General features: G+C 34.0%; 10 protein-coding genes. 5 read left to right on the forward strand and 5 right to left on the reverse strand.

Features of this window, described 5'->3' with window-relative positions:
- Positions 1-266: 266 nt before the first annotated feature.
- Complete coding sequence (locus tag H033_RS0116600; RefSeq protein ID WP_026839308.1) at positions 267-1,277, reverse strand: 3-oxoacyl-ACP synthase III family protein; 1,011 nt, start codon at positions 1,275-1,277, stop codon at positions 267-269.
- A gap of 140 nt (positions 1,278-1,417) precedes the next feature.
- On the opposite strand from H033_RS0116600, the gene H033_RS0116605 reads away from it, so the two are divergent.
- Entirely contained in the window at positions 1,418-3,874 is a 2,457-nt protein-coding gene (locus H033_RS0116605) for a prolyl oligopeptidase family serine peptidase (RefSeq protein WP_026839309.1), read from the forward strand.
- 301 nt (positions 3,875-4,175) lie between these two features.
- Here H033_RS0116605 and H033_RS0116610 read toward each other — a convergent pair whose 3' ends face one another.
- Positions 4,176-5,483, reverse strand: coding sequence for an ABC1 kinase family protein (locus H033_RS0116610; RefSeq protein WP_026839310.1), 1,308 nt, complete (start codon positions 5,481-5,483; stop codon positions 4,176-4,178).
- Positions 5,484-5,577: 94 nt separating this feature from the next.
- Positions 5,578-6,243 carry a TetR family transcriptional regulator C-terminal domain-containing protein gene (locus H033_RS0116615; RefSeq protein WP_026839311.1) on the reverse strand — a complete coding sequence of 222 codons (666 nt, stop codon included), beginning with the start codon at positions 6,241-6,243 and terminating at the stop codon, positions 5,578-5,580.
- Between the two features lie 218 nt (positions 6,244-6,461).
- Between H033_RS0116615 and htpG the strand changes: the two genes are divergently transcribed.
- Both htpG and H033_RS0116625 read left to right on the forward strand, forming a co-directional pair.
- The gene (gene htpG, locus H033_RS0116620) at positions 6,462-8,348 is read left to right on the forward strand and encodes a molecular chaperone HtpG (RefSeq protein ID WP_026839312.1); all 1,887 of its coding nucleotides are present in this window, start codon (positions 6,462-6,464) and stop codon (positions 8,346-8,348) included.
- A gap of 118 nt (positions 8,349-8,466) precedes the next feature.
- Positions 8,467-9,297 carry a hypothetical protein gene (locus H033_RS0116625; protein ID WP_026839313.1) on the forward strand — a complete coding sequence of 277 codons (831 nt, stop codon included), beginning with the start codon at positions 8,467-8,469 and terminating at the stop codon, positions 9,295-9,297.
- Positions 9,298-9,300: 3 nt separating this feature from the next.
- Here the strand turns inward: H033_RS0116625 and H033_RS0116630 are convergent, their stop codons facing one another.
- The gene (locus H033_RS0116630; protein ID WP_026839314.1) at positions 9,301-11,514 is read right to left on the reverse strand and encodes a response regulator; all 2,214 of its coding nucleotides are present in this window, start codon (positions 11,512-11,514) and stop codon (positions 9,301-9,303) included.
- Positions 11,515-11,692: 178 nt separating this feature from the next.
- On the opposite strand from H033_RS0116630, the gene H033_RS0116635 reads away from it, so the two are divergent.
- Complete coding sequence (locus H033_RS0116635) at positions 11,693-12,046, forward strand: MauE/DoxX family redox-associated membrane protein (protein ID WP_026839315.1); 354 nt, start codon at positions 11,693-11,695, stop codon at positions 12,044-12,046.
- 1 nt (position 12,047) lies between these two features.
- Positions 12,048-12,644 (forward strand): alpha-ketoglutarate-dependent dioxygenase AlkB family protein, encoded by a 597-nt coding sequence (locus H033_RS0116640; protein ID WP_026839316.1) that lies wholly within the window; start codon positions 12,048-12,050, stop codon positions 12,642-12,644.
- Between the two features lie 88 nt (positions 12,645-12,732).
- Here H033_RS0116640 and H033_RS0116645 read toward each other — a convergent pair whose 3' ends face one another.
- Complete coding sequence (locus H033_RS0116645; RefSeq protein ID WP_026839317.1) at positions 12,733-13,515, reverse strand: S1/P1 nuclease; 783 nt, start codon at positions 13,513-13,515, stop codon at positions 12,733-12,735.
- Positions 13,516-13,619 lie beyond the last annotated feature (104 nt).

Below are 13,619 nucleotides of genomic sequence, written 5' to 3' on the forward strand. Positions count from 1 at the left end.
AAATATAAGGATCTCTTTAAACCAAAAGCACTTAGATGAAGGTGTATTAAAGGTTTGCAGTTGAATCTGAAAGTCAGTAGGTGTATGTAGTAATCTCCTATAGATTTGGAGTAGGAAAAAACAAAGATTGAGACGTAAAAACCGAGATGATAATGAAAAAGATAGTGGTGGATTATTTAAGATAATCAAAGAAATAGTTAGTTCGTCAAAAAGAAAGCCGTATAGATAAATCTATACGGGCTTTCTTGATTCTAAACTTTAATATATTACCACTCTATAATAGCACTTCCCCAGGTAAATCCACTTCCAAAAGCAGCTAAAACAACCAGATCTCCTTCTTTAATCTTTCCTTGCTCCCAAGCTTCTGTTAGGGCAATAGGAATAGATGCTGCGGTTGTATTTCCGTATTTCTGAATATTATTAAAAACCTGATCATCACTTAGTTGTAATTTCTTCTGAATAAACTGAGAAATTCTCAAATTTGCCTGATGCGGAATAAGCATATTGATATCCTTTACTTCCAAACCATTTGCTTTAAGCCCTTCATGGATCACTTCAGAAAAACGTTCAATCGCATTTTTAAATACAAATTGCCCATTCATATAAGGGTAATAAGGAATATCGTCTCCCTGAGGATTTTCAGCAATTATCTCTGGTATCCAATGCAGCGTGCTTGGTCCTTTAAGTGTAAGCTCCATGGCATGTTTTCCTTCAGAATGTAAATGTGTAGAAAGAATTCCTTGTCCAATATGATTACTTCTGGTAAGTACGGCTGCTCCTGCCCCATCGCCAAAAATAACGGAAACAGACCTCCCTCTATCTGTAAAATCCAACCCACCACTATGATTTTCACTTCCAATTACCAGCACATTTTTGTACATCCCGGTCTTTATGAATTGATCTGCTACAGATAATGCATAAATAAATCCGCTACATTGGTTTCTCACATCTAAAGCAGGACAGGTATCTATATCTAACATTTCTTGTACTTGCACTCCACATCCTGGGAAATATAAATCTGGGCTTAAAGTTGCAAATACTATAAGATCTATATCGTCTTTGGAGATCTTTGAACGTTCTAAAGCAATTTTAGCTGCCTTTACTCCCATAACTGCGGTAGTGTTCCCATCTCCTTTCTTAATATGTCTACGCTCCTTGATCCCTGTTCTCTCTTGGATCCAAGCATCGTTGGTATCCATCAATTTGGAGAGATCGTCATTTGTTACCACATTTTCAGGAACATAACTTCCCAATCCGGCTATTTTTGATTGATACATACGTTTATAATTATGGTATTAATATTTATTATTCTTAAATTTAAGCAATTAATAATTTTTCGCCCCCGCAATATAAGAAACATTAATTTTTTGAAACTCTATTATTCACAGGCGTTACTGAAATACTTAAAAATTAACTTATGAAAAAAATTCTATTATGTTTTTTAACGAGTTTTTTATTCGCAACTCTACAAGCTCAAGAAAATTTAACCTATCAGAAACCACCACAAGAAATTATGGATCTTGTAGATGTTCCATTGGCTCCAGCTACTCTAGTAGATAGTAAAGGAGAAATGATAGTGTTCTTGTATAGAGATCAATATAAATCTATTGCAGAATTAAGTGAACAAGAATTAAGATTAGGCGGACTAAGAATAAACCCTAAAACCAATATAAATAGTAGAACAACCTATTATAATAATGTTGAAGTAAAATCTTTAAAATCTGAAACTCCAAAATCCATTTCCGGATTACCTGAAAATCCGCGTTTGGCAAATTTCTCTTGGTCTCCAGACGAATCTAAAATCGCCATGACTCATACTACAGACACTGGTGTAGAATTGTGGGTATTGGATATTGCAGCTGCTTCAGCTAAAAAATTAACCGAAGCCACGCTGAATGCAAACATGAGAGACGTAATAAATTGGTTTAAGGATGGCTCTGCAATTCTAGTTAAAATGCTCCCGGAAAACAGAAAGGACTTAATTAACACCAATACAGCTGTACCAACTGGACCTACAATTTCTACCAGTGATGGTCAAAAAGCTCAGAACAGAACGTATCAAGATTTACTTCAAACTCCAAATGACATATTCAATTTTGAGCAATTAGCAAAAGCAAGTCTTGTAAAAGTAGATCTCAACGGGAGCGCTACACCATGGATGGAATCAAAAATGTTTAATGAGATATCTTTTTCTCCAGATGGAAATTATGTAATGGTTTCAGCTATTAAAAAACCATTTTCTTATATAGTGCCTTATTATAGGTTTCCTTTTGAAACTGTGATCTATGATAAAAGTGGAAAGGAAATAAGCAAAGTGAATGATGTTCCTCTTTCTGAAGTATTACCAATTGGATTTATGGCAGAAAGAGAAGGCAGAAGAGATTTAAATTGGAGAAGTGATGCTCCAGCCACCTTAGTTTATGCAAAAGTATTAGATGGTGGAGATCCAGAAGTAGAGGTGGAATTTAGAGATGAAGTTTTTCTCTTAGATGCACCATTTTCAGGTGAAGGAAGATCTATCTTAAAAACAAAGGATAGATTCTCTGGTATTTCATGGGGAAACAACAATACTGCTATCGCATACGATTACTGGTGGAATAACAGAAATACCAGAACCTATATTTTTGATCCTTCTAATAACAAAAAAGCTCCAAAAGTATTATTCGATAGAAATTATCAAGATCAATACAGCGATCCAGGGAATTTTGTCACTAAGAAAAATCAGTATGGAACAAGTATCCTAGCATTAAAAGATAACAATGCATATTTACTTGGAAGCGGATTTACAGAAAAAGGACAATTCCCTTTTGTGGATAAAATAGATCTGGAAAGTGGACAAACCAGCAATTTATATAGATCCAACTATAACAAGAAAAAAGAAACCTTAGTAGAAGCTATAGATATTACTAAAGGTGAACTTTTGGTGAGAATAGAGTCTTCTACAGAATATCCTAATTATTATCTAAGAGACATCAATAAAAAAGATGCGTTAACTCAAATAACGAGTTTTGAAAATCCTTTTAAAGCACTTCAAGATGTTCATAAAGAAGTGATTACTTATAAAAGAGATGACGGATTGGAATTAAATGGAACTTTATACCTTCCCGCAGATTACGATAAAGATTCTAAAGAGAAACTACCTATGATCTTGTGGGCATACCCAAGAGAATTCAAAGATAAAAATTCAGCTTCTCAAAATACTTCCAATGCAAATGATTTCACATATCCCTATTACGGTTCTCCAATTTACTGGGTTAACCGCGGATATGTTGTATTAGATGATGCTTCATTTCCTATTATTGGAGAGGGAGATGAGCAGCCTAATGATAGTTTTAGAAAACAGCTGGTTGCTAACGGAAAAGCGGCTATAGATGCTGTAGACGATATGGGATATATAGATAGAAATAGAGTAGCCGTTGGTGGTCATAGTTACGGAGCCTTTATGACAGCCAACTTATTATCTCACTCTAATCTTTTTGCTGCCGGAATTGCAAGAAGTGGTGCCTACAATAGAACGTTAACTCCATTTGGATTTCAAAGTGAAGAACGTAGCTACTGGGAAGCACCAGAGGTTTACAATGCCATGTCTCCTTTTATGCATGCCGATAAAATGAAGACTCCATTGTTGTTAATTCACGGAGAAGCAGATAATAATTCTGGAACTTACCCAATGCAAAGTGAGCGTTATTTTAATGCTTTAAAAGGACTTGGAGCTACCGCAAGATTGGTGATTCTTCCAAAAGAAAGTCATGGTTATAGCGCAAAAGAGTCTGTATTACATGTGCTTTGGGAACAACACCAATGGTTGGAAAAATATGTGAAGAATAGAGTGAAAACTGAAATTAGCCAGAAAGAGAAAGTTATGGTTGACTAATTTTTTTAAGTATTCATATTTCAAATAGAACACCCGTCTTTATTAAGGCGGGTGTTTTATTTATATAATAAAGATCCTCGGGGCAAGCCCGCCCGAACGGTACGGGCGGGCCCACGAGATAACTTGGAAAATACTTTTAAAAATTCGAGGCAAGCCCGCCTGAATGAAATTCTTTTCGGGCAGGCCTCGGGGAACCTGCCCAGCCCGTCAGGCGGGTTAAACCCTCAATGAGGGTTTTAAAACAGAAAAGCATCACTCGCAATAGTGACGCTTTCCTAAACAACCTAACCAATACTAACCTTTAACTCATTATTTTATAATTGTTGACTTCTACTTTTGCTTCTAAATCGTGAAGCAAGTTGTATAGCCCAAAGTAAGTTCTGCTCATATATAAAAAATGCTGACTTCCTCTAGTTCCATTCATTTTTCGTAAATCTGGATCTTTACTGTATCGTTCACTTAATTCTGTGAGATTGTTCCAAAAAGCTTCATCAGAAAAATCAAAAGTTTCTGATTGATACGGGGTAGAGAACATGTTGAACATTTCGTAAAACATCTCTGAAAAGAAATCTCTTTCTTTTTTTGAATCAGTTTCCCGTAGGATTTCCAATTCAAATAATTTCCCATTGAAAAACTCGTTATTATTTAAATTCTTCCTTTCAGCTAGCTGAAAATATGGATTGTAGAAATCCTCAGGAATTCTTTTAACACAACCAAAATCTATTGCAATAAGATTGTAATCTTTATCTATTAAAAAATTACCAGGATGAGGATCTGCATGCATTGCTTTTAAGTTGTGAATCTGGAACATATAAAAATCCCATAGAGCCTGACCTATTTTATTAGCTAGATTTTGATCTGAATTTAACTTTGTAAACTCACTTAAATGAATTCCATCCATCCAGTCCATGGTAATAATACGCTCACTAGATAATTCCTCGTAATACTTAGGGAATTTAAGGTTTGGAATATTTACACAAGCTTCGGAAATCTCTTTGCTTTGCTGCACTTCCAAAATATAATCTGTTTCTTCTAATAGCTTCCCTTCTACTTCTTTAAAATATTTTTCTGAATCTTTCCCTTGCATGTTAAACATTCTTGTAGCAATAGGCTTTACCATTGCAAGATCTGAACTAATACTATCTGCAACGCCCGGATATTGGATTTTCACAGCAAGTTTTTTCCCATTCTTTGTAGCCATGTGCACTTGCCCAATGCTGGCTGCATTTACCGACTGCGTTGCAAACGTATCATAAAGCTGTTCGGGGTAGCTTCCATTATATTTCTTAAAGGTCTTTCGTACTAGTGGAGCAGATAGAGGTGGGACGCTAAATTGCGCTAAAGAGAATTTCTCTACATACGCACTAGGCAACAAACTCTTTTCCATAGAGAGCATTTGTGCCACTTTAAGTGCACTTCCTTTTAAACTTTTTAAGCCATCATAAATATCTGATGCATTATCTTCATTTAATTGATCTCGATTTATATTCTTGTCGAAAGCCTTTTTACTGTAATATTTAATATAATTCCCACCAACCTTAACTCCAGTCTGAACCATTTTACTAGTTCTTCCTATTTTTCCGGTAGGTATGCTATCTATTGTCTTCATATTATGATGTTGTTATTAAAATCACACGGGCGTGAAGGTTACTTGTAGGGAAATACACTTATAGGATGCCACACCCGAGTGATTCTAAAAACTATTAATTCATTTTTTCTTTCCAAAGGAATTTTCCCAGATCAATAACTCGTTCCAAAGGTGTATTATCAAAAAGATCAAAAACAGTGTTTACAGACTTTTCAATAACAATATCGGTACTTTCAAATTTTGCTGAATTATCATCTACCCAAAATTTTAGAATGAATAAAAACTGAACCCAAGTAGCTTCAGAAAAAACTGTCTCAGATTGTTTAAGAATCTGACTGTTTTTATCTTCATTTCCTTCAGAAATCAACTCTTTTGCAAAAACTTTTATGTCTTTACGCAATTCCTTTAACTGCTCTAAATTTTTAAGTTTATCGGGATTCTCGTTCAAAGTTAACAGCACATAACTTCTATTTGCTGTTAACAATTCAAAAAAGGTATAATAAAAGGTGAGTAGTTTTTCTCTAGGAGTAAATGCTTCAAACTCTAAGCTTTTATTCATTACTTCCATAGTATTCACATAGAATTGATTCCATATGCCTTTTCTTAAACCTTCAAAACTCCCAAAGTAATTATAGAACTGTTCTTCTGTAATCTTATTCTCCTTTGCGAATTTGTACACACTTTTAGGCATATGCTCATGCTCTAACACATAATTCATATAAAGCCCAATTAAGATCTCTTTACTGAATTTCTTTTCTGCGGGTTGCTTTTTCGTTGCCATAATGCTTTCTTTCTTATTCAAAGATACAACTTGTTTAATCTTTTTTTATGATCATTAAACAAAAATAATTGTTAAATCTTATTTGGCATTAAATTGCCAATAATTATTAGACGTAAATAGGAAATCCACATTACAAGTGTCAGTTTGTCAGCGCATCGGTCTTGGTATTTTTTTTGACTATAGAAAGGAAAGTACTAATTCAATAAAATTTTTGATATATGGCTAAAGGAAAAATTAATGTATCTGTAGAAAACATCTTCCCGTTAATAAAGAAGTTTTTATACAGTGATCATGAGATCTTTTTAAGAGAATTAATTTCTAACGGAACAGATGCTACTTTAAAATTAAAGCACCTTACCAGTATTGGTGAGATAGATGTCGCATACGGAGATCCGAAGATCGAAGTTAAAATAGATAAAGAGAATAAAACCCTTCATGTTATAGACCAAGGAGTTGGGATGACCAAGGACGAGGTAGAAAAGTATATAAATGAAATCGCTTTTTCTGGAGCTGAAGAGTTTTTAGAAAAATATAAAGATTCTGCTAAGGACAGTGGAATTATAGGACATTTTGGTCTAGGTTTTTACTCCGCCTTTATGGTGGCAAATAAAGTAGAGATCATCACTAAGTCTTATAAAGATGAGCCTGGTGCTCATTGGGTTTGTGAAGGAACTACAGATTTTAGTATAGAAGAATCAGATAGAACTGAAAGAGGAACAGAGATCATTCTTCATATTAATGAGGAAGACAATCAGTTTCTTGAAGAGGGAAGAATTCAGGAGCTTTTGGTGAAGTATAACAAGTTTATGCCAGTGCCAATTAAATTTGGAACAAAAGAAGAAACTTTACCACTTGCTGAGGATGCTGAAAAAGATGCTAAACCAGAAACTATAGAGGTAGACAACATAATTAACAATCCAGCTCCGGCATGGACAAAGCAGCCAGCCGATTTGGAAGATGAAGATTACAAAGGTTTCTACAGGGAATTATATCCTATGCAATTTGAAGATCCTTTGTTTCATATTCACCTTAATGTAGATTATCCTTTCAACCTTACCGGGATCTTATATTTCCCGAAAATGGGTCAGGATATGAATATTCAAAAGGATAAGATCCAATTATACCAAAATCAGGTATATGTAACAGATAATGTAGAAGGGATCGTTCCAGAGTTTTTAACAATGTTACGTGGAGTTATTGATTCTCCAGATATTCCATTAAATGTTTCAAGATCTTACCTTCAGGCAGATGGGGCCGTGAAAAAGATCTCTAGTTATATTACAAGAAAGGTTGCAGACAAGTTGAAAGCACTTTTCACCAATAACAGAGAAGATTTTGAAAAGAAATGGAATGATATCAAGATCGTCATTGAATACGGAATGCTTTCAGAAGATAAATTCTTTGAAAAAGCAGATAAATTCGCACTATATCCAACTGTAGATAATACCTATTTCACTTTTGAAGAGCTTCAGGAGAAAACTAAAGATACCCAAACAGATAAGGATGGGAACTTAATTATTCTTTATGCTTCTAATACAGATGCGCAACACAGTTATATTGAAGCTGCAAAAGATAAAGGATACGAAGTTTTATTGATGGACTCTCCGATAGTTTCACATTTAATTCAAAAAATTGAAGGAAGTAAGGAAAAGGTCTCTTTTGTGCGTGTAGATGGAGATAATATTGATAATCTGATCAAGAAAGAAGAAGAGAAGATCTCCAAACTTTCTGAAGAAGAAAAAGAGAAACTAAAAGCAGATTTCGAAAAAGTGATTCCACAAGGAAAATATACGGTTCAATTAGAATCTATGGATAGTACTGCTTCTCCACTTATCATCACTCAACCTGAGTTTATGAGAAGAATGAAGGAAATGCAACAAACCGGTGGCGGTGGAATGTTTGGAATGGGTAATATGCCAGAAATGTACAATTTGGTGGTGAATACCAATCATGAGTTAATTTCTGAAATTCTAAACTCTAAAACCGAAAAGAAACAAGAGCGCCTAATTAAGCAATCTTTGGACTTAGCTCGATTATCTCAGAATCTTTTAAAAGGAGAAGAGCTAACTGCTTTTATCAAGAGAAGTTTTGATATGGTGAAATAAGCATATTTTACCTATAACTATTTAACCGTTTGGTTTGTTTCATTACGACTAAACGGTTTTTTTATATTCTTTACTGAAAGCTTTCGTAATTTTAAGGACCTAAACAAAAAAACAAACTATGAAAAATTTAATTTTATTAATTTCTATTCTTATGCTAATTGGCTGTAAAGAGGAGCAAAAAAAGGATACAACTCCAGATGAGGTTATTATGACAGAGCCAAATGGAGGCATTGGAAATGGGGCTGTTTCTCCTGCGGTTGCCTTTGCACAAGGGATAGAAAGTGCCCATAATAAAACAGATTGGAATACTAAAAGAGCGGTTTCTTTTGATATCTCTTTAACTTTTGGAGGACAGGAAAGATTGAATGGGAAAGTTACCACGCTAACAAATTCTACCAAGGTGAGAGTAGATAAAAATAACAACACCCAGTTGATCTATGATGGGAATCAAGCCTATTTATGTCCAGCAGATGCAGAACCAAAAGGAGCTAGATTCGATATGTTTACTTGGCAATATTTCTTTGCAATACCATTTAAATTAAACGATCCGGGAACCAATTGGGAAACTTTGGAATCTGTAGAAATGGGTGGAAATAAATTTGATCTTGGAAGACTCAGTTTTGGTGAAAATATAGGAGATGCTCCAGACGATTGGTATGTGGTATATCAAGAAAGAGAAACCGGTTTAATGCATGGGGCAGGATACATTGTAACTTTTGGAAGTGGGGATCAAGCAAAAGCTGCAGAAAATCCACATGGGATTGTATATTCAGAATATAAAGTGATTGATGGAATCCCTGTAGCTACAAAATGGTCTTTCCATAATTGGAGCTTAAAAGATGGTTTTGGAGAACAAATAGGAGAAGCTAGGATAAGTAATATCGTGTTTTTTAATGCCAAAGATGAGCTATTCAAAAAACCAGAAGATTCTAGAATTATAGAAAAATAAAATTTACCTTAAAATTGAAGAACGGAGATTTTTGAAGATGACTTGATAAAATCTAGCTGTATCGTATGGCTTAACGATGATGTCATTTACGCCAGACTCATAGATCTCCTCTCTTATTTCATCTATTTCCATCGCTGTTAAAGCTATAATAGGGATATCCTCATTGAACTCTCTAATTCTTTTTGTGGCTTCTAATCCTGAGATCCCTGGCATATTCACATCCATTAGAACCAACTCAAAATGATTATTTCTCACCCTTTCTATAGCATCAACTCCGTTATCGCATAAATCAACCACAAATTGTTGCTGTTCTAGAATTCTTTTGGTTACCACCTGATTAATCCTATTATCGTCTACCACTAAAATGCGCTTTTCTCCTGAGGACATAATAGATTCAACACTTAAATCGTGATCTTGAATGTTTTGAATAAAATCCTCTTTAGAGAGTTTCCCATTTTCAAATTCAATTTCAAAACTAAAGGTAGAACCTTCACCCTCCTTGCTCATAAGGTTTATTTCTGAATTGAATAAAATCAATAATTTTTTGACAATTGGCAAACCAAGTCCGGTTCCTTGATAGTTGTAATTTGCAGATTGTAATTGAGAAAATTCTTCGAAGATCAACTCTTGATTATGCTTGGAGATCCCAGAGCCATTATCCCTAATTTCAAAATAAATTTTAGCCGTTTTTTCTGAACTTTCAATTAGTTTAGTTTTTATCCAAATATCTCCACGCTCAGTAAACTTCATTGCATTACCAACTAGATTCATTAAAATTTGTGAAAGTCTCACTTTATCTCCAATCAAGTTAGAATTTGCTTCTTGACATAATTCTAAATGGATCGTGTTTTTATTTTGAAGCCTGGTAAACTCAAATGATTTAACAATACTTCTCAGTAGTTCATTTAAATTGAAAGGCATGGGTTCTAAATCTAATAAATTAGATTCCATTTTATTCATTTGTAAAACATCGTTTATTAATGCCAATAAATAATCTGCAGAGAATTTTAAAGACTTAAGATCCTCCTCGTGTTTAGAAAGTGATTTATCATCCATTAATATTGAAGTAAGTCCAATTACTCCATAAAGTGGCGTTCGCAATTCGTGACTTATGGTAGAAAAGAATTTTGTTTTGAGCACGGTAAGACGCTCTGCTTCTTCCTTAGCTGCTATTAGCTCTTTGTTCTTTAAACTTAATTCTTGATTTAGTGTTCTTCTGGAAAGATTTATACGATACACTAAAATTATAATTACTATTAGGATTATAGAAGCGATGACCATAACATACATACGCTCCTGAGATTTCTCTATTAATTCATCTTTATATGATTGTTCTTTTCTCGCAATTTCTAAGTCCTTTTGATATTGGATTACATCAAATTTCACGTTAGCATTCGTAATATCTGATAACCTTTGTCTTTCAAAAATTTGAGAATTAAATTTTTCATATTTCTCTAAAGCTATAAAACCCTCCTTATAACTTCCTTGCTTGGAAAGCAGTTGGGCATATTCCTTATAAGCTAAGGAAGCCTCAAGGATCAAGGTGTCTCTTTCTACGATTTGAATTGCTTCATCTAAATGTGATTTCGCTTCTTCCAGTTCATTCACTCCCATATAATAGCGCCCCATTAAAGTAAGGAGTTGAGCACGAGTTGTATTATCATCCCTATCTCCCATCAATTTCCAGGTCCTATTCAAATAAGGAAAGGCTTTATCATATAACCCAAGATCTAAATAAGTCCAAGCAATATTTGCAGTGGGTTCTAGAAGCCTGCTATTAAAGTTCATTTCTGTGGCCAAATCAATGGTCCTGTTATAATAATCTATTCCAATCTGAGTAGTGTTTTTATCCTCAGAATAGACATTCCCTAAATTATTATAGGACATTAGCAGCAGAGTATCGTTATCTAATTTAAGAGCGACCTTTAAGGCCTCTTTATAATACTTCCTGGAATGAAGGGTGTCATTTAAATCTCCATAATTTACACCCAAAATATTATTAGAATGATAAACATAATAATCATTCCCACGTTTTTTGGATTCCTCGAGCATTTGCATAGCCACCTCTATAGATTCATTATACTCGTATTTATCTAAATGCTCTGAGGTCAATTTACGGAGGGATTCTAAATGCGCATCTTTATAGGCGCTTTGTTGCGAATAGAGATTCGCAAAGGCCAATAAAAATATAATAAGATAAAAGTAATTTTTTTTCAAAAACTTCTGCGGTTAAGTTAAATCGATTTGGGTGGGGAAGTTACTCTATTCTAATTAATTAGGCAAAATAAAATCTTAATTTTAAAACTAAATAGATCTATTTCATTAAAAAACTGAGTTTTCCGAATCATTTTAATTAAATTCAACAAGTTTCATTTCAAGTATTTAATCTAGATCTATGACTTACCCCTGGCATTTTTTACTAATGGCTGCAATATATATTATTGCTGGAATTTTCCACTTTATTAAACCAAAAGCATATCTAAGAATTATGCCTAGGTATTTACCTGCGCCCAAATTACTGGTAGTATTAAGTGGAGTTTCGGAAGTTTTACTTGGTGTTGGATTATTATTTGAAGAAACTAAAAATATTGCCATTTACGGAATAATAGCTATGCTATTAGTGTTTTTACTGGTGCACTTTTATATGCTTAGTTCCAAAAAAGCTGGAGCAGGAATTCCTGCTTGGGCATTAATTCTCCGTTTACCACTTCAGTTTGTGCTAATCTGGTGGGCCTATTTTTATCTTTAAAATGAATTTTGACTGTACTTATAAGAAAATCACTCTTCCAGATGCCAATCTGGAATATTATCCTGATGCTTTAAATAATGGATTAGCTAATTCCTATTATAAGACACTTTTAAATACACTTCAATGGGAACAATATTCTATCAAAATTTTCGGAAAAACAATTCCACAACCTCGACTAACAGCATTGTATGCTTTAAATTCTGAGCCTTACTCCTATTCGGGGCTTAAATTAAATCCTCTAAACTTTACTAAAGAACTCAGGGATTTATATTCTGAAATAGTAAAAATAACCGGATCTACTTTTACTCATTGCTTAGCAAATCTTTATAGAAATGGAAATGATAGTATGGGATGGCATGCAGATGACGAAAAAAAATTAGGAAATAACCCAATAATCGCCTCTTTAAGTCTGGGCGCTGCAAGAAATTTTCAACTTAAGCACAAGACTGATTCAGCGTTAAAATATGCATTGGCATTAGAGCATGGAAGTCTACTTATTATGAAAGGCAGCACTCAGGAATTTTGGAAACATCAATTACCAAAGACCAAAAAAGAAATTTCTCCCAGGATCAATCTAACCTTCAGGACAATTATATAGATTAATCCAAATTAATAGAAAATAAAATCGGCTGCTTTAAAAGCAACCGATTTCGTTCCTTAATAAAGCACAAGTGCCTACACCTTAATTACTTATAAATCTCGTTTAAAACCTGGGCTAGTCTAATACCGCCTTTTTGAAGCTGTTCCCTCACGACAGGAAACCAATCGTACATATATCTATAGCTTAGATTTTCACCAACTTCGGCAGAAGCATAAACTCGTTCGCTCAATTTCTTAGATTCATACATCCAGTCTTCAAAACTTCCCGAAGCAATGGTTTTGTGTTGTATTTCTGAAATCTTAAGAGTATTAGTTGCCATTTCAGTATAGCTCATATCATAAGAATCTATCATTTCACTGTCCCATACCCGGTGTAGATTAGAACCATCGCCGAACCATCTTACCTGGATATCGTTACCACCTTTATCTTCTCCTCTACCCGTATGAAGTGGCTGATGAAGATCTCCCATAAAATGAACCAACATCTTTAAATAAAATTCTTTCTCCTCTTTTGGTGAATTCTTATCTTTTAAAACCTCCACAGATTTTCTAATAGCCATTAAAAGATCTCCATCTGGATTAGCGTCTCCTGCCTTATATTCAGTTGCGCCTCCAGGTAAATTCACATAATGCCACGGACTGTATTTTCTATAATTAGAATCACTTTTAATCTCATCTCCATAAGTAGAAACAAAAGCCAGGCTTTTACCATTCAATAATTTTGCTATTTCTTTTTTAGCTTTCTTGCTCAAATTTACTTGTGCAATTTCTCCGGTTGTTCTATGCCCTATCTGTCCCCAATCATTTTCAGTAGAAAATCCAACCAAACTGCTAAATAAAAAACAAACTGCTAGTATTATATTTTTCATAAATCATTTTTTACAAATATATACATCTTAAAGGAATACAATTAATAATAATAAACTTTGAATATTAACTTTAAATAGATATATTTATGATATCAATTTAATAT

This window comes from Gillisia sp. JM1 (assembly GCF_000424645.1).
GTDB lineage: Bacteria > Bacteroidota > Bacteroidia > Flavobacteriales > Flavobacteriaceae > Gillisia.